Here is a 19,925-nt window from a genome sequence, read left to right as displayed (position 1 = left end):
GTACGCGGAAAGCGGAGTTAATATGTACGCGGTTTTCCAAAGTGGTGGTAAACAACACCGAGTTAGCGAAGGTCAAACTGTTCGCTTAGAAAAGCTGGACATCGCAACAGGTGAAACTGTTGAATTTGATCACGTTCTGATGGTTGCTAATGGCGATGAGATCCAAATCGGTGCTCCTATCGTTGAAGGCGTTAAAGTGAAAGCGGAAGTGGTTGCACACGGTCGTGGCGATAAAGTTAAAATCGTTAAGTTCCGTCGTCGTAAACACAGCCGTAAGCAGCAAGGTCACCGTCAGTGGTTCACTGATGTTAAGATCACTGTCATCGCTTAAGATTTAGGAGAGCAGATTAATGGCACATAAAAAGGCTGGTGGTTCGACTCGTAACGGTCGTGACTCAGAAGCAAAACGTTTAGGTGTTAAACGTTTTGGTGGTGAAGCTGTATTAGCAGGTAGCATCATCGTTCGTCAACGTGGTACTAAGTTCCACGCAGGTAACAACGTTGGTTGTGGCCGTGACCACACTCTGTTCGCATTAGCGGACGGTAAAGTTAAATTTGAAGTTAAAGGTCCTAACAATCGTAAATTTATCAGCATCGAAGCTGAATAAGTTTTCTGACTTTTAATTTTTGAATTAAAGCCCTGCAAAAACCTTTTGCGGGGCTTTTTATATTCAGAATATGCCATCTCTGGGTAATACCGCCATCAGGCACTATAATGGCCAGCAGACGGAGAAAGAATTATGAAATTTGTAGATGAAGCCAAAATTTTGGTCGTGGCAGGAGATGGTGGCAATGGTTGTGTCAGCTTCCGCCGTGAAAAATATATCCCGAAAGGTGGACCTGACGGTGGTGACGGTGGTGACGGTGGTGATGTCTATTTACAGGCAGACGAAAACCTCAACACACTGATTGACTATCGTTTTGAAAAATCATTTCGTGCAGAACGTGGTCAAAATGGTCAAAGCCGTGAGTGTACAGGTAAGCGTGGTGAAGACATCACGGTTAAAGTCCCTGTAGGAACGCGTGTACGCGATCTTGGCACCAATGAAGTACTCTGTGACATGACTCGTCACGATCAACGCCATATGGTCGCTAAAGGTGGTTTCCATGGGCTTGGTAACACTCGTTTTAAATCTTCCGTTAACCGTGCACCGCGTCAGCGTACCATGGGAACGAAAGGTGAAACGCGCGAAATCTTATTAGAGCTGATGTTACTGGCTGATGTGGGAATGCTAGGTATGCCAAATGCCGGTAAATCTACATTTATTCGTTCAGTATCAGCAGCGAAGCCAAAAGTTGCCGACTATCCATTTACAACCTTGGTTCCAAGCCTCGGCGTGGTACGTATGGATAACGAGCAGAGCTTTGTGGTTGCAGATATTCCAGGATTGATCGAAGGCGCTGCAGAAGGTGCAGGACTTGGGATCCAATTCCTGAAGCACTTAGAGCGTTGTCGCGTATTGCTGCATCTTATCGACATTTGCCCAATCGATGAATCTGATCCGGTGGAAAACGCCAAGATCATCGTCGGTGAGTTAGAGAAATACAGCGAAAAACTGGCTCAGAAACCACGCTGGTTAGTCTTCAACAAAGTGGATATCTTAGGCGAAGAAGAGTCTGCAAAACGTGCAGCTGAAATTGCTAAAGGTATGGGCTGGGAAGATAAGTATTATATGATTTCTGCCGTGAACCACGAAGGTGTGAAAGCACTGTGTTGGGATATCATGGAGTTCATGAATACCCAGCCGCGTGATATGGCCGTTGAAGATGAAAACAGCCAACCAGAGAAAGTTGAATTTATGTGGGATGATTACCACAAAGAACAGCTGTCTGGTGCAGAAGATCTTGATGACGATTGGGATGATGATTGGGATGAAGATGACGACGAAGGTGTCGAATTCATCTACCAAAAATAATTATCTTTGAGTCATATAAAAAGGCACAACTTGCGAAGGTTGTGCCTTTTTTATTATAAAGATCTTAAAAGGATCTTTAGGGGATCAGTTCTTTTGGTAAAGATCGCGATAGAGGCGGCTTTCAAAGCGAACTAATGGTACACGGCGGCTATTATATTGGCTCTGTGGAACGGCATAAGCGGAAATAAACTGGACGAATGCCACTTTTTCACCGCTTGCGGTAGTAATAAAGCCCGCAAGGTTATAAACCCCTTGTAATGCACCCGTTTTCGCTGACACCTTGCCATTGACTCCTGCCTCATCTAAACCACCACGGTAACGAAGTGTCCCATCGTGCCCTGCGAGTGGTAGCATCGAAATGTAATCGAGCTGTTGGTCATTTTTAGCGATAAATTGCAAAACTTGCATCATGGTCGCTGGAGTTATCAAGTTATGGCGAGATAAGCCAGAGCCATCCACCATCACGGTGTTACCTAAATCAATACCGGCTTTTTGCTTGAGGACTTGCCTTACTGCATCAGAGCCTGATCGCCAGGTACCTGGAACGCCGTAATAATCACGCCCAATCGTTCTAAATACCGTATCCGCTATCATGTTATCTGACTTTTTCAGCATGATTTTTAAGAGGTCATGCAGCGGCTTTGACTCAGTTTTGACGAGTACTTGAGATTGTGGCGTCTGCTGGGTGCGTTTTTTAACTGAGCCGGATAATTCAATACCTGCGACCTGCAACTCATTTTTGACGATAGCGCCGGAGTAGCTTGCCCCATTTTGTACTGCAAATGCGAGCGGTAATGGCTCACTACGCTGGGTTAAGCAGCCTGTTAATGTGTAGCGGTTCAATTCACCAGGAACGACATCTAGCTCGCAGTAGCGAGCTTCTGGTGAGCCTTTAGCGAGAGTTTTGACTTCACTAAACATATTTACAGGGTAGAAGCTGGCTGTTTTGATATACGCCATTTCTCCCGCTTTATCTGATGGATAAAGGGAAACTGAGAAACAGTTTCTATCAATGATGGCAGCAGCCGGTGGAGCACTGAAGCACTGGGTCATATCATTCCATACCCAGCCCGGTGCTTTGTCATGGCTCGCAAAAGCAGAAATATCGACAATAAGATCACCATCGACTTTATGAATGCCAATCTGCTTTAATGCATTGACCATATTGCGAATTTGCTGACGTGTTAACGTAGGGTCGCCACTAAAGCGGATCACCAAGTCGCCGGATAACGTGTTGTTATTGAGCTTTCCGTTTGTCTCGAAGTTAGTGACGAAACGGTAGTCCGGACCTAGCTGTAATAATGCAGCGAGGGCGGTGACGACTTTCTGCGTACTGGCAGGCAGAGCCATTTGCTGAGCGTTATAATCAATAAGAGGGGTATTACTTCCTACTTTCTGCGCAACCAGAGCAAGGTTAGTGCCGTCAGGGAGATACTGCTTATAATCATCGATAGGGATGGCAGATGCTTGCGAAGTAATGAATGCAAGTCCTAAAGTGAAGATTAATTTTCTGGTTGATGTTAGTAGCGACATATATTTCACGCATTAGGGTAGACATACTGCACATACTAAAGTGTAATGCCCAATAAAGTAAACGATGATCCGCTATTAACTCTCAGTTAAAATAGCGAACAGTATGATAAGATAAGGCGCAAGTTGGTCTGATTGAGTTATTGACACCTTAAGTTTTTGAACACCCCCTACATATCATGGTGTTCGGTGTACTGTTGTTACAAAATCAGGAAGATACTTATTTTTAGATAGGATTGAATTAGAGGTATTTATCAAATGAAACAGATTCCAATGACGGTATTTGGTGCTAACAAGCTAAGAGAAGAGCTCGAGTATCTGAAATCTGTCCGTCGTCCTGAAATTATTGCTTCTATTGCAGAAGCTCGTGAACATGGCGATTTAAAAGAAAACGCTGAATATCATGCTGCGCGTGAGCAGCAAGGCTTTTGTGAAGGTCGTATTCAAGAAATTGAATCTAAACTTTCTCACTCTCAAGTGATTGACGTTACCAAAATGGCAAATAATGGCCGAGTGATCTTTGGTGCGACGGTTTCCGTATTGAATTTGGATACCGATGAAGAGTTAACCTACCGCATCGTAGGTGATGATGAAGCTGATATTAAAGTGAACTTAATTTCAGTGAATTCACCGATTGCACGCGGATTAGTGGGTAAAGAAGTTGATGATGTCGTAATGATTAAGACGCCGGGCGGAGATGTTGAGTTCGAAATTCTTAAAGTTGAGTATATCTGATTCCTATTTCCCTGAATTGGTTATATTATTTTACTGATTTAGAGAGAAAGGCCGCAGGCGGCCTTTTTCGTCATATAAAACATGCTTTCAATGGCATTTTTATATAAATGAGCAGTTATTATTTAGGTAAACTAATTTTGCGCTCAGCCGTTGGACGGTAGAGGACAAGAATTTTACCGATAACTTGAACATTTGCTGCACCTGTTTCGCGAACAATCGCTTCAGCGATCAAATTTTTAGTTTCACGATCTTCGCCAGCGATTTTGACTTTGATAAGCTCATGATGTGTTAATGAGACTTCGATTTCAGCCAAAACACCCTCAGTTAAACCATTGTTGCCAATCATAACAACAGGGTTTAAGTGATGAGCGAGGCTTTTTAGGTGTTGAATTTGTTTTTTGTTAAGATTCATCGATTTTTTGCTTGGTTAGTATTGAAAATGGCATATTCTACCGCCATCTGTTAACTATCACCATCTATTAATCTTACTCGATGGTAAAGAAGCAGCTAATGATTACCCGAAAGTAATCCAGTGACCAGTAGGCAGCGCGTTAACTCTTTCCCGATAAACAGCTCGATTTATGTGACTTGGGTAGAAAAAATGAAGCTAACTCTCTGTAACTTGAAGAATGTCGGGAAATGTATTTCTATTAGTATAGTTGGAAAGTGCAATGGCCAATAAAAAACGTTCGGCAAGCTCCAGTCGTTGGTTGCAAGAACATTTTAGTGATAAATATGTTCAGCAAGCACAAAAGAAAGGGCTCCGCTCGCGTGCATGGTTTAAACTGGATGAAATCCAGCAAAGTGATAAGATTTTTAAACCAGGTATGACCGTTGTTGATTTAGGGGCTGCTCCTGGTGGGTGGTCGCAATATGTTGTCGGCCAAATCGGTCACAATGGTCGTATTATTGCTTGTGACCTATTACCAATGGACCCAATCGTTGGCGTGGATTTCCTCCAAGGGGATTTTCGTGACGAAGCTGTACTGGCTGCTTTGTTAGAGCGAGTTGGCGATAAAAAAGTACAAGTGGTTATGTCTGACATGGCCCCAAATATGAGCGGAACACCAGCAGTGGATATTCCCCGCTCTATGTATCTGGTTGAACTAGCATTGGATATGTGCCGTGCGGTATTGGCTCCCGGGGGAAGTTTTATCGTTAAAGTGTTTCAGGGAGAAGGCTTTGACGAATACCTTAGGGATATCCGCTCCCTGTTTACGAAGGTGAAAGTTCGTAAACCCGAATCTTCGCGGGCACGATCGCGTGAAGTATACATTGTAGCGACAGGACTAAAACTATAGTACCCTGAGCGTTATTTGTTAACACAGTTGTAAGGTGAGGTTAATCCCTTGAGTGACATGGCGAAAAACCTAATTCTCTGGTTAGTCATCGCAGTTGTTCTGATGTCCTTGTTCCAGAGTTTTGGCCCAAGCGATTCGAATAGTCGCAGAGTTGATTATTCAACGTTTATCAATGAGTTAGCCCAGGATCAGGTACGTGAAGTTCGTATCACAGGTCGTGAATTGAACGTCAGAAAAGCGGATAATAGCCGCTATACAACTTATCTTCCTATGCAGGATGAGAAGTTGTTAGACACCTTGTTAAACAAGAATGTTACTGTCGTCGGTGAACCACCAGAAGAACCTAGCTTACTGACATCTATTTTCATTTCCTGGTTCCCAATGCTGCTGTTGATTGGTGTCTGGATCTTCTTTATGCGCCAAATGCAAGGTGGTGGCGGTAAAGGGGCGATGTCATTCGGTAAAAGCAAAGCCCGTATGCTGACAGAAGATCAGATCAAAACAACATTTGCTGATGTTGCGGGTTGCGATGAAGCGAAAGAGGAAGTGGGGGAGATCGTAGACTTCCTACGTGAACCTGCTCGTTTCCAAAAACTCGGTGGTAAAATCCCTAAAGGTGTCCTGATGGTAGGACCGCCGGGTACAGGTAAAACATTACTGGCTAAAGCGATTGCTGGTGAAGCGAAAGTACCATTCTTTACCATTTCCGGTTCAGACTTCGTGGAAATGTTTGTGGGTGTGGGTGCTTCACGTGTTCGTGATATGTTCGAGCAAGCAAAAAAAGCGGCGCCTTGTATTATCTTTATCGATGAAATCGATGCTGTTGGTCGTCAACGTGGTGCCGGTTTAGGTGGTGGTCACGATGAACGTGAGCAGACACTGAACCAGATGCTGGTTGAGATGGATGGTTTCGAAGGTAACGAAGGTATTATCGTGATCGCGGCAACTAACCGTGCTGACGTTCTGGACCCTGCATTATTGCGTCCGGGTCGTTTTGACCGTCAAGTTGTGGTTGGCTTACCTGATGTTCGTGGTCGTGAGCAAATCTTAAAAGTTCATATGCGTCGTGTGCCTATCGACCCTGCGGTTGATACAACTATCTTGGCTCGTGCAACACCTGGTTTCTCCGGTGCGGAATTGGCTAACTTAGTGAACGAAGCGGCACTGTTTGCAGCGCGCGAAAATAAACGCGTTGTAACGATGGAGGAATTCGAAAGAGCGCGTGACAAAGTGTGGCTGGGTGCAGAGCACCGCTCACTGATGATGACTGAAGAGCAGAAAGAATCTACTGCTTATCATGAAGCTGGACACGCAATCGTCGGTTATTTGATGCCAGAGCATGATCCTGTTCATAAAGTGACTATTATTCCTCGCGGTCGTGCATTAGGTGTAACTTTCTACTTACCTGAAGGCGACCAAATTAGTGCAAGCCGTCAGAAGTTAGAAGGTAATATCGCAAGTACATACGGCGGTCGTATTGCGGAAGAACTGATCTACGGTTATGACAAGATCTCAACCGGCGCATCAGGCGATATCCAGCAAGCAACTAGCACAGCGAGAAAAATGGTGACTCAGTGGGGCTTCTCTGACAAGTTAGGTCCAGTGTTATATTCTGAAGAAGAAGGCCCAGCATTCTTAGGTCGTTCAGGACATAGCTCGACTTACTCAGATGAAACTGCACGCATCATTGATGAAGAAATTAAAGCAATTATCGACCGTGGTTATGAGGTTGCACATAAAACCTTAACTGACAATATGGATATTCTGCATGCGATGAAAGATGCATTATTGAAATATGAAACTATCGATATGCCAATGATTGACGACCTGATGAACCGCCGTCCAGTACGTGCGCCAGCAGGCTGGGATGAGGATAAAAAAGTGAACAATGTGACAGGTTCATTTGGTGCTGCAACTAGCGCATCAAAACCTGAAGCAAAGCCAGCTGAAACTCAACCAGAAGAGCCAACTGAAAAATCTGATGAAAATAATTCATCCGATAATAATGATAGCAAGCCACAGTAAGCTATCGTGACAAGTTGAATAATTAAAAACCCCAGGTCACTGGGGTTTTTTACGTTAAGGAAAAATAATCATGCATATTAAAGCCCGAGGTCGCCTCCTTGACTTATCCACTCCTCAAGTGATGGGGATTTTGAATGTTACTCCTGATTCATTCTCAGATGGTGGCACTCATAATCGTTATCATGATGCTCTAGATCATGTCGCTAAAATGGTACAAGAAGGGGCTACGATTATTGATATTGGCGGCGAGTCAACCCGACCGGGCGCGGCTGAGGTTTCTATCAGTGAAGAACTTAACCGTGTTGTGCCTGTTGTGGAAGCGATTGCAAAACGTTTTGATGTTTGGATCTCTGTAGACACGTCAAAAGCTCAAGTAATGGATGAGGCAGCCAAAGCTGGGATGCATATCATCAATGATATTCGCTCGTTACATGAAGATGGCTCCCTTGTAGTCGCTGCAAAGTTAGGGCTGCCCGTCTGCATTATGCACATGCAAGGTCAACCAAGAACCATGCAAGATGCCCCCGATTATGTGAATGTAGTAAAAGAAGTTAAAGAGTATCTTGCCCGTGAAATTGAGCGCTGCATGAAGGCGGGAATTGATAAACAGCAAATAATCCTCGATCCAGGCTTTGGTTTTGGTAAGAACCTGTCGCATAATTACCAGTTACTAGCGCATTTAGATCAATTTCATGATTTCGGACTACCGCTCTTGGCAGGGATGTCACGAAAATCTATGATTGGACAATTATTAAATGTTCCACCTCAAGAACGTCTAGCGGGTAGCTTAGCGTGTGCCACTATTGCGGCAATGCAAGGAGCGCAAATTATCCGAGTTCATGATGTGAAAGAGACAGTACAAGCAATGCAAGTCGTTCAGATGACTCTGTCAGAAAAGGAAAAATTAGCGTATGAGTAACCGTAAATATTTTGGTACTGATGGTATCCGTGGCAAAGTGGGCGATAGCCCAATTACACCTGATTTTGTTTTAAAATTAGGCTGGGCTGCAGGTAAAGTACTGGCTCGTCACGGCTCACGTAAAATTATCATTGGTAAAGATACGCGTATTTCTGGCTACATGCTGGAATCTTCATTAGAAGCTGGCTTAGCTGCCGCAGGGTTATCTGCTTCCTTCACTGGCCCAATGCCAACGCCAGCAGTGGCTTATTTGACTCGCACTTTCCGCGCAGAAGCTGGGATCGTCATTTCAGCTTCCCACAACCCTTACTATGATAATGGGATCAAATTCTTCTCCATCGACGGGACTAAACTGCCTGACGAAGTTGAAGAAGCCATTGAAGCGGAAATGGAAAAACCAATCACTTGCGTTGAATCTGCGGAGCTGGGTCGTGCGAACCGCATCGTCGATGCCGCAGGACGTTACATTGAATTCTGCAAAGGGACTTTCCCGAATGAGCAAAGCTTAAATAGCCTCAAAGTTGTTTTAGACTGTGCTAACGGTGCAACTTACCACATCGCACCTAACGTCTTTAGTGAATTAGGCGCTCAAGTCATCACTATGGGTTGCGATCCTAATGGGATCAACATCAACGAAGAGTGTGGTGCAACCGACGTTCGTAAGCTGCAAGAGCGTGTTTTGGCTGAAAAAGCGGATGTAGGTTTAGCATTTGATGGTGACGGCGACCGCATTATCATGGTTGACCATCAAGGTAACAAAGTCGATGGTGACCAAATTCTGTATATCATCGCTCGTGAAGCGCTTCGCCAAGGCCAGTTAAAAGGTGGTGTTGTCGGTACACTGATGAGCAATATGGGGTTAGAAATTGCGCTGAAACAGCTGGGTATTCCATTTGAACGAGCAAAAGTGGGCGACCGCTATGTTCTGGAAAAACTCCAAGAAAAAGGCTGGCGCATGGGGGCTGAAAACTCAGGTCATGTGATTTTATTAGATAAAACCACAACAGGCGACGGTATTGTTGCGGGTCTGCAAGTATTGAGTGCCATGGTGCGTAACCATATGAGCCTGCATGATTTATGCAGCGGAATGAAGCTTCTACCTCAAATTCTGGTCAACGTACGCTTTAAAGGCAAACACGATCCTCTGCAAAGTGATGCTGTTATTGCGGCAAATGAGCAAGTGGAAAAAGAGTTAGCCGGTAAAGGTCGTGTATTGCTGAGAAAATCAGGTACTGAACCGCTGATTCGTGTCATGGTTGAAGGTGAGAACGAAGAAACTGTCACCGAAATGGCGAACCGTATTGCTGATGCAGTTAAAGCAGCGGGTTAATGTCTTACATTCTCCCTTTAGTGGATAAAAATCCGCTGGAGGGAGGCGAATCACTGAGTTGAGCATTATTTCGATAGTTTGCTGTTTTTTTCTTCAAATAGTTAAATGAAATCAAAATAGACTTGCTTGTCGGCTCAGCTTTGGTTAGTATTCGCACCTGCTCAATTCTGTAATAATGTTTTGAGTAGGTGTGCAGTATAAGGGTCATAGCATAGGCTATGCGCTGTAACTGAATAGGTAACTCAAATGTATATAGCTCTTTTAGTTGTTTTCTTGCTCGCGGCTATCGGCCTAATTGGTCTGGTCATGTTACAGCAAGGTAAAGGTGCTGACATGGGTGCATCATTCGGTGCGGGCGCTTCTGCAACACTGTTTGGTTCATCGGGCTCAGGTAACTTCATGACCCGTATGACTGGAATCTTGGCTGCTGTGTTTTTCATCATCAGTTTAATTCTTGGCAACATGACTGCCAATAAATATGGAACTGGTTCAGGTAGTAAGTGGGAAAACATTAGCGAACCGGCAAAAGTCGAGCAACCAACAGACGTTCCGGCAGCACCAGCAACACCAACGAGCGATATTCCTCGTTAAGTGTGACAGATTCCGAATGACGACTTTATGTCTTCATTAGTAGTAAAGCAGTAAGAAGTTAAAAATTTGAGGTTATTGATTATTAAATTAGTAACCTCGCCTCAGTGCCGAGGTGGTGAAATTGGTATACACGCTACCTTGAGGTGGTAGTGCCTACAAAACGGGCGTACGGGTTCAAGTCCCGTCCTCGGCACCATTATTTTAGACGACTTGTGAACTCACAATAGTCGGTGTAAAATAGTCACGTTTCGAACGCGGGATGGAGCAGCATGGTAGCTCGTCGGGCTCATAACCCGAAGGTCGTTGGTTCAAATCCAGCTCCCGCAACCATTTCTCTTAGCCATACATATCTTGTCGCAACAATATCAGATATCGTTATCGTAATTTCTCATCGATTTATCTAGATTTTCAAGGTATACTAAGAGCACGGTAAACCCATGTACTATGGGTCCAGTTACAAAAGCCCCGAATTTCGGGGTTTTTTGTTATTTGACAATCGAATTAACTGGGCTTTATGCCCTTTTTTTATGTCTGGGGGTGGGCTTGTCCACATTAGAGCAAAAATTAACAGAGATGGTTTCTGCACCAGTGGAAGCACTAGGCTTTGAATTTGTAGGCTTAGAATTTGTTCGCGGGCGCACGTCGACACTGCGTATTTTCATTGATAGTGAAGAAGGCATCACTGTTGATGACTGTGCTGATGTCAGCCATCAAGTAAGTGCAGTATTGGATGTCGAAGATCCAATTTCTGTGATTTATAACCTTGAAATATCGTCACCGGGTATGGAACGTCCACTGTTCACCATCGCTCATTATGAGCGTTTCATGGGTGAGGAGGTGGCTCTGTCACTGCGTATCGCGATGCAGAACCGTCGTAGATGGCAAGGTATTATCAAAGCCGTTGATGGTGAAATGATTACGGTTACTGTAGATGGTAAGGATGAGGTGTTCGCCCTCGGCAACATCCAGAAAGCTAACTTGGTACCACACTTTTAATTAAGTTCAATGAGGCAACTAGGATGAACAAAGAAATTCTGGCTGTTGTTGAAGCGGTTTCTAACGAAAAATCCCTCCCTCGTGAAAAAATCTTCGAGGCTCTGGAAACTGCGCTGGCGACAGCAACCAAAAAGAAATATGAGCAAGAGATTGATGTTCGCGTAGAAATCGACCGTAAATCCGGTGATTTTGATACTTTCCGTCGTTGGGTGATTGTTGACGAAGTCACAATGCCAACTCGTGAAATTACACTGGAAGCTGCACAATTCGAAGATCCTGAATTGCAGTTAGGCGAATACGTCGAAGACCAAATCGAATCTGTTGTATTTGACCGTATTACCACGCAAACCGCGAAGCAAGTTATCGTACAAAAAGTACGTGAAGCCGAGCGTGCGATGGTGGTTGACCAATTCCGTGAGCAACAAGGTGAAATCATCACTGCTCAGGTTAAAAAAGTTAACCGTGAAAACATTACCTTAGATTTAGGTAATAACGCAGAAGCTGTGATCCTGCGCGAAGATATGCTACCACGCGAAAACTTCCGTCCAGGTGACCGTATTCGCGGCGTACTGTATGATGTTCGTCCTGAAGCACGCGGTGCACAGCTTTTTGTTACCCGTTCTCGTCCAGAGATGCTGGTTGAATTATTCCGCATCGAAGTACCAGAAATTGGCGAAGAGATCATCGAGATTAAAGCAGCAGCTCGCGATCCAGGTTCTCGTGCAAAAATCGCAGTAAAAACTAACGACAAACGTATCGACCCAGTTGGTGCTTGTGTTGGTATGCGCGGGGCTCGTGTTCAAGCTGTCTCTAGTGAGTTAGGCGGCGAGAGAATCGACATTGTGTTATGGGATGATAACCCAGCGCAATTCGTTATTAATGCTATGGCTCCGGCTGATGTGGCATCTATTGTGGTTGATGAAGACAACTGTACGATGGATGTTGCCGTTGAAAGCAGCAACTTAGCCCAAGCAATTGGACGTAATGGACAAAACGTTCGCTTAGCGGCTCAGTTACTGAAAATCCATCGTGGTGATGACAAGTGGGAACTGAATGTCATGACTGCGGAAGAGCTGAATGCAAAACATCAGGCAGAAGCACATGCTTCTATTGAAACATTCACTAAGCATCTAGATATTGATGAAGAGTTTGCTACAACACTTGTTGAAGAAGGCTTCTCTACATTAGAAGAACTGGCTTACGTGCCTATTAAAGAACTTCTGGAAATTGACGGTCTTGATGAAGAAACCGTTGAAGTTCTACGTGAAAGAGCAAAAGCTGCCCTCACCACAATTGAACTAGCTCAAAAAGAGAGCTTGGGTGATAATCAGCCAGCAGAAGATTTGTTGAATCTTGATGGTATGGATCGTACTCTGGCCTATAATTTGGCTACTCACGGTATCTGTACACTGGAAGATCTTGCTGAGCAGGGCATCGACGACCTGATTGATATCGAAGGTCTGAATAATGAGAAAGCAGGCGAACTCATTATGGCAGCACGTAATATTTGCTGGTTCGGAAACGATGCGTAAACACTGTAGCAGGAAGGAACGGCATGACAGAAACTGTAAAATCACTGGCAACGGAAATTCAAACCACAGTTGAACGCCTGGTACAGCAATTTGCTGAAGCAGGGATCACGAAAGGTGCGAATGACTCTGTTAGCCAGACTGAGAAAGAAACTTTACTGAACCACTTAAACCGTGAACAAGGCGGAGCAGCGGGGCAGCCAAGTAAGTTAACATTGCAGCGTAAAACTCGTAGTACGCTGAGTGTTCCAGTCACCGGTGGCAAAAGCAAATCGGTAAATGTTGAAGTCCGCAAAAAACGCACTTATGTGAACCGCGACGCTGAAGAAGCGCAAGCGGAAGAGCAGGCGCAGCGTGAAGCGGAAGAGCAAGCACAGCGCGAAGCTGAGGAACTGGCAAAACGTGAAGCAGAAGCGAAACGTGCAGCAGAAGACGCTGCAAAACGTGACGCAGAAGCTAACGCAAAACGTGAAGCCGAAGAGAAAGCAAAACGTGAAGCAGCTGATAAAGCTACGCGCGAAGTAGCGGAAAGAGAAAAAGTGAAACAAAGCGAAAATCAAAAACCAAGCAAAGCGGCAACTGAAAGTAACGCTGACAAACAGCGCCTTGAAGCCGAAGCTGCTGAACTGAAACGCAAAGCGGAAGAAGAAACTCAACGTAAAGTTGAAGCTGATGCGCGCCGTGTTGCTGAAGAAGCCCGTAAAATGGCTGAAGAAAAAGGCGAAGACTGGAACTCAGATAGCAAATCTGAAGATGATAGCGACTATCACACAACAACATCTACCCACGCTCGTGCGGCGGAAGATGAAAGTGATGAGAAAGAAGAAGGTCGTCGTTCACGTAACCGTTCTGCTAAAGCACCTCGCCAGAAGAAAGGCAACAAACTTTCTGAAAAAGCGGATCGCGAAGAAGAACGCGCTGCTGGCCGCTCAGGTCGCACTAAAGGTAAGCAACGTAAAGGAAGCTCTTTACAACAAAGCTTCACCAAACCAGTTGCAGCGGTAAACCGTGACGTTGTTATCGGCGAAACTATCACTGTTGGCGAATTAGCTAACAAGATGGCAGTTAAAGGCTCCCAAGTCATCAAAACGATGATGAAAATGGGTGCAATGGCAACCATCAACCAAGTGATTGACCAAGAAACTGCACAATTAGTTGCAGAAGAAATGGGTCACAAAGTTATTCTGCGTCGTGAGAATGAGTTAGAAGAATCGGTAATGAACGACCGTGACACTGGCTCAGCAGTTAAAGAAGCTCGCGCGCCAGTTGTTACCATCATGGGTCACGTTGACCACGGTAAAACCTCTTTACTGGACTACATTCGTTCAACGAAAGTAGCATCAGGCGAAGCAGGTGGTATTACTCAGCACATCGGTGCATACCACGTTCAAACTGACAAAGGTATGATCACCTTCTTAGACACCCCAGGTCACGCCGCGTTTACATCAATGCGTGCTCGTGGTGCTCAGGCAACGGATATCGTTGTTCTGGTTGTTGCTGCAGATGATGGTGTTATGCCACAAACAATCGAAGCTATCCAGCATGCGAAAGCAGCAGGTGTGCCAATCGTTGTGGCGGTCAACAAAATGGATAAACCAGAAGCTGACCCAGATCGCGTCAGAAATGAGCTGTCTCAGTACGGCGTTATTTCTGAAGAGTGGGGCGGTGACACTCAGTTTATCGGTGTGTCTGCGAAAGTGGGTACCGGTATCGATGAACTGTTAGATGCTATCTTGCTGCAAGCTGAAGTTTTAGAACTGAAAGCGGTATATGCAGGCATGGCAAGCGGTGTGGTTGTTGAATCTTACCTAGACAAAGGTCGTGGCCCAGTGGCAACTATCTTAGTTCAAGAAGGTACATTGAACAAAGGCGACATCGTACTGTGTGGATTTGAATACGGCCGTATTCGTGCAATGCGCAACGAATTAGGTAAAGAAGTTCTGTCTGCCGGCCCTTCAATGCCAGTTGAGATCCTGGGTCTGTCCAGCGTTCCTTCAGCGGGTGATGAAGCGACAGTTGTTCGTGATGAGAAAAAAGCGCGTGAAGTTGCCCTGTATCGTCAAGGTAAATTCCGTGATGTGAAATTAGCTCGTCAGCAGAAATCTAAACTGGAAAACATGTTTGCTAACATGGAAGAAGGTAAAGTTTCTGAACTGAATATCGTACTGAAAACTGACGTTCAAGGTACCTGTGAAGCTATCACTGACTCTCTGATGAAACTGTCAACTGATGAAGTTAAAATCAAAATCATCGGTTCTGGCGTGGGTGGTATCACTGAAACTGATGCAACTCTGGCTGCAGCTTCTAATGCGATCATTCTTGGCTTTAACGTCCGTGCCGATGCATCTGCTCGTCGCGTAGTTGAAAGCGAAAGCGTTGATTTACGTTACTACTCCGTCATCTATAGCCTGATTGATGAAATCAAACAAGCGATGAGCGGTATGTTGGCACCTGAATACAAACAGCAAATCATGGGTCTTGCAGAAGTCCGTGATGTGTTCAAATCACCGAAATTTGGTGCAGTTGCTGGTTGTATGGTTACTGAAGGTACCATCAAGCGTAATAACCCAATCCGCGTTCTGCGTGATAACGTGGTTATCTACGAAGGTGAGCTGGAATCACTGCGTCGCTTTAAAGATGACGTTAGCGAAGTTCGTAACGGTATGGAATGTGGTATCGGTGTTAAGAACTACAACGATGTCCGTGTCGGCGATATGATCGAAGTCTTTGAAGTTATCGAAGTTAAACGTTCAATCGACGGTTAATTTTGTGAGTACCCACGAAGTATCGTGGTGACAAAATAGTATTAATGAGGGGGCTATTGCCCCCTTTATTGTCAGGAGATTAACGATGGCAAAAGAATTCAGTCGTTCTCAGCGCGTAGCTCAAGAAATGCAAAAAGAAATTGCGATTATCTTGCAGCGCGAAATCAAAGATCCCCGTATTGGCATGGCAACCGTTTCTGGTGTAGAGCTGTCACGGGATCTGGCATACGGTAAAGTCTTCGTCACTTTCTTCAACTTTGCGAATGAAAAAAGTGAAGAAGAGATGGTTGCAGACGGCATTAAAGCATTAAATGAAGCGTCAGGTTTCATTCGTTCATTACTGGGGAAAGCAATGCGTTTACGTATTATTCCTGAGTTAACGTTTGAATATGACAACTCACTAGTTGATGGTATGCGTATGTCTAACTTAGTATCGAACGTGATTCGTAATGACGAAGAGCGTCGTGCAGGTACAGATAGTAAAGAGGAAAAATAATGGGGCGTCGTCGTAGCGGGCGCAATATTGACGGCGTTGTGCTGTTAGATAAGCCCACCGATATTTCCTCAAACGATGCGCTGCAAAAAGTGCGGCGCTTTTTCAACGCGAATAAAGCTGGGCATACTGGGGCACTGGATCCATTAGCGACCGGTATGTTGCCAGTCTGCCTTGGCGAAGCGACGAAATTTTCACAGTTTTTACTCGATTCAGATAAGCGCTATCGCGTGATTGCTCGCCTTGGTCAACGAACGGATACTTCCGACTCCCATGGTGAAATCATCAGCGAACGCGATATCACTTTTACGGCACAGCAACTTGAGGAAGCCCTCGAACATTTTCGAGGGGATACCCTGCAAGTGCCTTCCATGTATTCAGCGCTGAAACATCAAGGGCGCCCATTATATGAATACGCACGTAAAGGTATTACGGTAGAGCGTGAAGCACGCCCAATTACAGTGTATGAACTTCAGTTTATTCGTTGGGATAACAACGAATTAGAACTGGAAATTCACTGTTCTAAAGGCACCTATATTCGGACTATTATTGACGATTTAGGTGAAATGTTAGGATGTGGTGCGCACGTCACTTATCTGCGTCGTGTACAAGTGGCAAATTATCCTTACGATCGTATGGTCACGTTGGAACAATTAGCTGCTTTGCGGGCAAAAGTGGATGCGGGAGAAGGCTCATTTGAATCCTTGCTCGATTCGCTATTATTGCCAATGGATACCGCAGTGGTTCATTTTCCTGCAGTGAATATTACTGAGGAAACAGCCGCGTATTTTAAACAGGGTCAACCTGTTCGTGGTGATGTAAAAGACCTAGTGGAAGGCGACATGATCCGAGTCACTTGTGGTTCAGAGCAGCGGTTTATCGGTATTGCTTTGATTAGTGAAGATGGACGTATTGCACCGAAGCGTTTGGTCGTTGAAAATGAACCGTCCGCATAATGGCGCTTATTGCTTTGCTGCCCTAAGCAGCGTAGAATGACGGCGCTAAATCTTGAGATGCTAAATTAGAGATTGGCTCTCATCACTTAAATTTATATTATTTTGGAGTTTATTATGTCTCTAAGTACTGAAGCGAAAGCGAAAATCGTTGCTGAATTCGGCCGCGGTGAAAACGACACGGGTTCAAGCGAAGTTCAAATCGCTCTGTTAACTGCACAAATCAACCATCTGCAAGGTCACTTCTCCGAGCACAAAAAAGATCACCACAGCCGTCGTGGTCTGCTGCGTATGGTTGCTCAGCGTCGTCGTTTACAAGCTTACCTGAAAGGTAAAGATATCGCACGTTACACAGCGCTGATCGAGCGTCTGGGTCTGCGTCGTTAATCTTGTCAGTTTCAGAGGAAAGGGGCCAAATGGCCCCTTTTCTTCTAAAAGTTAGTTGAAAGTTGAAGTAATACTCGAATTATACTTAACTAAAATGTTAAGCTATTATCGATAATTGACTGTTTTAATTAAAACCACTTAAAACTACATCCGTATTCGCGCGACTAATGAGAGAATTGATGATTGGAATATCAATCCTCTCATTAGTCGCGAGGCTGTAGTCAGAAAATAAACCATGCTACTTGAGAATCTCTCGTAGCCTTACAAAAAGGGTAATATTTTGTTAAATCCTATTGTTCGTAAGTTCCAGTATGGCCAGCATACCGTAACATTAGAAACAGGAATGATCGCACGCCAAGCAACGGCGGCGGTGATGGTAAACATGGATGACACCGCAGTATTCGTGACTGCTGTGGCACAGAAAAAAGTTAAAGAAGGGCAAGATTTCTTCCCTTTAACGGTTAACTACCAAGAGCGTACTTACGCTGCAGGTCGTATCCCAGGTAGCTTCTTCCGTCGTGAAGGCCGTCCTGGTGAAGGCGAAACTTTAGTTGCACGTCTGATTGACCGTCCATTACGTCCTCTGTTCCCAGAAGGCTTCCTGAACGAAATCCAAATCATCGCTACCGTTGTTTCTGTTAACCCACAAGTTAACCCAGATATCGTTGCGATGATCGGTGCATCTGCTGCACTGGCACTGTCTGGTGTTCCATTCAATGGTCCTATCGGTGCTGCACGTGTTGGTTTTATCAATGACCAATATGTTCTGAACCCAACTGCTGATGAATTAAAATCAAGCCGTCTGGATTTAGTAGTTGCAGGTACTGACAGCGCAGTATTAATGGTTGAGTCAGAAGCTGAACTGTTAAGCGAAGAGCAAATGCTGGGTGCAGTTGTGTTCGGTCACGATCAACAACAAGTTGTTATTCAGAACATCAATGAATTAGTCAAAGAAGCGGGCAAAGAGAAATGGGATTGGCAGCCAGAGCCAGTTAACCAAGCTCTGAACGATCGCGTTGCTGCACTGGCTGAAAGCCGTATGGGCGATGCTTACCGTATCACTGAGAAACAAGAGCGTTATGCTCAAGTTGACTTGATCAAAGACGAAGTGATTGCAACTCTGGTTGCTGAAGATGAAAACGTCGATGTTTCTGAAGTGTCAGACATTCTTGCTCACTTAGAAAAACAAGTTGTTCGTAGCCGCGTTATCCGTGGTGAGCCACGTATCGATGGTCGTGAGAAAGACATGGTTCGTGCGCTGGACGTTCGTACTGGTGTTCTGCCACGTACTCACGGTTCTGCACTGTTCACCCGTGGTGAAACTCAGGCGCTGGTTACTGCAACATTAGGTACTGAGCGTGATGCACAGGTTATCGACCAATTAATGGGCGAATACACTGACCGCTTCTTATTCCACTACAACTTCCCTCCATACTCTGTTGGTGAGACTGGTATGGTTGGTTCACCTAAACGTCGTGAAATTGGTCACGGTCGCTTAGCGAAACGTGGTGTGCTGGCAGTTATGCCTTCACAAGCAGAATTCCCGTACACAGTACGTGTGGTTTCTGAAATCACGGAATCTAACGGTTCTTCTTCAATGGCATCTGTATGTGGTGCGTCTCTGGCTCTGATGGATGCTGGTGTACCAATTAAAGCGGCTGTTGCGGGTATCGCGATGGGTCTGGTGAAAGAAGGCGACGATTTCGTTGTCCTGTCTGACATCTTAGGTGACGAAGACCACTTAGGTGATATGGACTTTAAAGTAGCGGGTAGCCGTGACGGTATCAGCGCACTGCAAATGGATATCAAAATCGAAGGTATCACTCGCGAAATCATGCAAGTGGCTCTGAACCAAGCTAAAGGTGCGCGTCTGCATATCCTTGGCACAATGGAACAAGCTATCAATGGTCCACGTGAAGAGATCTCTGAGTTCGCTCCACGCATTTACACCATCCGTATCAACCCAGACAAGATCAAAGATGTCATCGGTAAAGGTGGTTCTGTTATCCGCGCATTAACGGAAGAAACAGGCACAACTATCGAAATCGAAGATGACGGTACTGTGAAGATCGCAGCAACTGATGGCCTGAAAGCGAAAGAAGCAATTCGTCGCATCGAAGACATCACTGCAGAAGTTGAAGTGGGTCGTATCTACCCAGGTAAAGTGACTCGTATTGTTGACTTCGGTGCATTCGTTGCTATCGGTGGCGGTAAAGAAGGTCTGGTTCACATTTCTCAAATCGCTGACAAGCGTGTAGAGAAAGTGACTGACTACCTGCAAATGGGTCAAGAAGTTCCTGTTAAGGTGTTAGAAATCGACCGTCAAGGCCGTATTCGCCTGAGCATGAAAGAAGCTGTTGCTGGCGAAGAAGCTCCAGCACAGCAGGAATCAGCAGAATAAGCTGACCGAAAGTGTAGCGCCTGATAAACTTGGGCGCTATCAGCCTAAATTTGC

Annotated in this window: 18 protein-coding genes and 2 tRNA genes; 18 read left to right on the top strand and 2 right to left on the bottom strand. The window is 45.1% G+C overall.

Annotated elements, in window-relative coordinates; all coding sequences use genetic code 11:
• Positions 1-22 precede the first annotated feature (22 nt).
• The 3 genes from rplU (at position 23) to cgtA (ending at position 1,916) form a co-directional block, all read left to right on the top strand.
• The gene (rplU, locus tag QS795_RS15880) at positions 23-331 is read left to right on the top strand and encodes a 50S ribosomal protein L21 (RefSeq protein WP_006658010.1); all 309 of its coding nucleotides are present in this window, start codon (positions 23-25) and stop codon (positions 329-331) included.
• Positions 332-350: 19 nt separating this feature from the next.
• A complete protein-coding gene (gene rpmA / locus QS795_RS15875) occupies positions 351-608 on the top strand; it encodes a 50S ribosomal protein L27 (protein WP_004905922.1) in 258 nt (85 codons plus the stop codon).
• A gap of 132 nt (positions 609-740) precedes the next feature.
• Positions 741-1,916: an Obg family GTPase CgtA gene (gene cgtA / locus QS795_RS15870; protein ID WP_154628831.1), complete on the top strand. Its 1,176-nt coding sequence runs from the start codon at positions 741-743 to the stop codon at positions 1,914-1,916.
• A gap of 84 nt (positions 1,917-2,000) precedes the next feature.
• Here cgtA and dacB read toward each other — a convergent pair whose 3' ends face one another.
• A complete protein-coding gene (gene dacB / locus QS795_RS15865) occupies positions 2,001-3,449 on the bottom strand; it encodes a serine-type D-Ala-D-Ala carboxypeptidase (RefSeq protein WP_132496361.1) in 1,449 nt (482 codons plus the stop codon).
• A gap of 255 nt (positions 3,450-3,704) precedes the next feature.
• On the opposite strand from dacB, the gene greA reads away from it, so the two are divergent.
• Positions 3,705-4,181, top strand: a complete 477-nt coding sequence (gene greA / locus QS795_RS15860) for a transcription elongation factor GreA (RefSeq protein WP_154628829.1) — start codon at positions 3,705-3,707, stop codon at positions 4,179-4,181.
• Positions 4,182-4,299: 118 nt separating this feature from the next.
• On the opposite strand, the gene yhbY is transcribed toward greA, so the two are convergent.
• Positions 4,300-4,593 (bottom strand): ribosome assembly RNA-binding protein YhbY, encoded by a 294-nt coding sequence (gene yhbY, locus QS795_RS15855; protein ID WP_154603026.1) that lies wholly within the window; start codon positions 4,591-4,593, stop codon positions 4,300-4,302.
• A 259-nt stretch (positions 4,594-4,852) separates the two neighbouring features.
• On the opposite strand from yhbY, the gene rlmE reads away from it, so the two are divergent.
• From rlmE to pnp, 14 genes are all read left to right on the top strand, one after another.
• On the top strand, positions 4,853-5,482 hold the full coding sequence (gene rlmE / locus QS795_RS15850; protein ID WP_036949039.1) for a 23S rRNA (uridine(2552)-2'-O)-methyltransferase RlmE: 630 nt from the start codon (positions 4,853-4,855) through the stop codon (positions 5,480-5,482).
• A 57-nt stretch (positions 5,483-5,539) separates the two neighbouring features.
• A complete protein-coding gene (gene ftsH / locus QS795_RS15845; protein WP_286269953.1) occupies positions 5,540-7,507 on the top strand; it encodes an ATP-dependent zinc metalloprotease FtsH in 1,968 nt (655 codons plus the stop codon).
• Between the two features lie 70 nt (positions 7,508-7,577).
• Entirely contained in the window at positions 7,578-8,426 is an 849-nt protein-coding gene (folP, locus tag QS795_RS15840; protein WP_286269951.1) for a dihydropteroate synthase, read from the top strand.
• Entirely contained in the window at positions 8,419-9,756 is a 1,338-nt protein-coding gene (glmM, locus tag QS795_RS15835) for a phosphoglucosamine mutase (RefSeq protein ID WP_036949046.1), read from the top strand. The genes folP and glmM overlap by 8 nt, the downstream gene beginning before the upstream one ends.
• A 246-nt stretch (positions 9,757-10,002) precedes the next feature.
• Positions 10,003-10,347, top strand: a complete 345-nt coding sequence (secG, locus tag QS795_RS15830; protein ID WP_286269949.1) for a preprotein translocase subunit SecG — start codon at positions 10,003-10,005, stop codon at positions 10,345-10,347.
• Positions 10,348-10,453: 106 nt separating this feature from the next.
• Positions 10,454-10,543 (top strand) — tRNA-Leu (locus QS795_RS15825).
• A gap of 57 nt (positions 10,544-10,600) precedes the next feature.
• Positions 10,601-10,677 (top strand) — tRNA-Met (locus QS795_RS15820).
• Between the two features lie 213 nt (positions 10,678-10,890).
• The gene (gene rimP, locus QS795_RS15815) at positions 10,891-11,343 is read left to right on the top strand and encodes a ribosome maturation factor RimP (RefSeq protein WP_006662411.1); all 453 of its coding nucleotides are present in this window, start codon (positions 10,891-10,893) and stop codon (positions 11,341-11,343) included.
• A gap of 23 nt (positions 11,344-11,366) precedes the next feature.
• Entirely contained in the window at positions 11,367-12,875 is a 1,509-nt protein-coding gene (nusA, locus tag QS795_RS15810; RefSeq protein WP_154603024.1) for a transcription termination factor NusA, read from the top strand.
• 23 nt (positions 12,876-12,898) lie between these two features.
• Positions 12,899-15,637 carry a translation initiation factor IF-2 gene (gene infB, locus QS795_RS15805; RefSeq protein WP_132496363.1) on the top strand — a complete coding sequence of 913 codons (2,739 nt, stop codon included), beginning with the start codon at positions 12,899-12,901 and terminating at the stop codon, positions 15,635-15,637.
• A gap of 85 nt (positions 15,638-15,722) precedes the next feature.
• Positions 15,723-16,133 carry a 30S ribosome-binding factor RbfA gene (rbfA, locus tag QS795_RS15800; RefSeq protein WP_036949056.1) on the top strand — a complete coding sequence of 137 codons (411 nt, stop codon included), beginning with the start codon at positions 15,723-15,725 and terminating at the stop codon, positions 16,131-16,133.
• Positions 16,133-17,086: a tRNA pseudouridine(55) synthase TruB gene (gene truB, locus QS795_RS15795; RefSeq protein WP_132496364.1), complete on the top strand. Its 954-nt coding sequence runs from the start codon at positions 16,133-16,135 to the stop codon at positions 17,084-17,086. Before rbfA ends, truB begins: the two co-directional genes overlap by 1 nt.
• A 114-nt stretch (positions 17,087-17,200) precedes the next feature.
• Positions 17,201-17,470: a 30S ribosomal protein S15 gene (gene rpsO / locus QS795_RS15790; RefSeq protein ID WP_006814502.1), complete on the top strand. Its 270-nt coding sequence runs from the start codon at positions 17,201-17,203 to the stop codon at positions 17,468-17,470.
• Between the two features lie 280 nt (positions 17,471-17,750).
• Positions 17,751-19,871, top strand: a complete 2,121-nt coding sequence (gene pnp, locus QS795_RS15785) for a polyribonucleotide nucleotidyltransferase (protein ID WP_154637997.1) — start codon at positions 17,751-17,753, stop codon at positions 19,869-19,871.
• The last annotated feature ends 54 nt before the right edge of the window (positions 19,872-19,925 follow it).

Origin of the sequence: Providencia zhijiangensis (assembly GCF_030315915.2) — a bacterium.
Classification (GTDB): Bacteria; Pseudomonadota; Gammaproteobacteria; order Enterobacterales; family Enterobacteriaceae; genus Providencia; species Providencia zhijiangensis.
This window is presented reverse-complemented; position numbering and strand designations above follow the sequence as displayed.

Coding starts and splice junctions, on each gene's coding strand:
- rplU (WP_006658010.1), top strand. CDS start 23: ATGTACGCGGTTTTCCAAAGTGGTGGTAAACAACACCGAGTTAGCGAA.
- rpmA (WP_004905922.1), top strand. CDS start 351: ATGGCACATAAAAAGGCTGGTGGTTCGACTCGTAACGGTCGTGACTCA.
- cgtA (WP_154628831.1), top strand. CDS start 741: ATGAAATTTGTAGATGAAGCCAAAATTTTGGTCGTGGCAGGAGATGGT.
- dacB (WP_132496361.1), bottom strand. CDS start 3,449: ATGTCGCTACTAACATCAACCAGAAAATTAATCTTCACTTTAGGACTT.
- greA (WP_154628829.1), top strand. CDS start 3,705: ATGAAACAGATTCCAATGACGGTATTTGGTGCTAACAAGCTAAGAGAA.
- yhbY (WP_154603026.1), bottom strand. CDS start 4,593: ATGAATCTTAACAAAAAACAAATTCAACACCTAAAAAGCCTCGCTCAT.
- rlmE (WP_036949039.1), top strand. CDS start 4,853: ATGGCCAATAAAAAACGTTCGGCAAGCTCCAGTCGTTGGTTGCAAGAA.
- ftsH (WP_286269953.1), top strand. CDS start 5,540: ATGGCGAAAAACCTAATTCTCTGGTTAGTCATCGCAGTTGTTCTGATG.
- folP (WP_286269951.1), top strand. CDS start 7,578: ATGCATATTAAAGCCCGAGGTCGCCTCCTTGACTTATCCACTCCTCAA.
- glmM (WP_036949046.1), top strand. CDS start 8,419: ATGAGTAACCGTAAATATTTTGGTACTGATGGTATCCGTGGCAAAGTG.
- secG (WP_286269949.1), top strand. CDS start 10,003: ATGTATATAGCTCTTTTAGTTGTTTTCTTGCTCGCGGCTATCGGCCTA.
- nusA (WP_154603024.1), top strand. CDS start 11,367: ATGAACAAAGAAATTCTGGCTGTTGTTGAAGCGGTTTCTAACGAAAAA.
- infB (WP_132496363.1), top strand. CDS start 12,899: ATGACAGAAACTGTAAAATCACTGGCAACGGAAATTCAAACCACAGTT.
- rbfA (WP_036949056.1), top strand. CDS start 15,723: ATGGCAAAAGAATTCAGTCGTTCTCAGCGCGTAGCTCAAGAAATGCAA.
- truB (WP_132496364.1), top strand. CDS start 16,133: ATGGGGCGTCGTCGTAGCGGGCGCAATATTGACGGCGTTGTGCTGTTA.
- rpsO (WP_006814502.1), top strand. CDS start 17,201: ATGTCTCTAAGTACTGAAGCGAAAGCGAAAATCGTTGCTGAATTCGGC.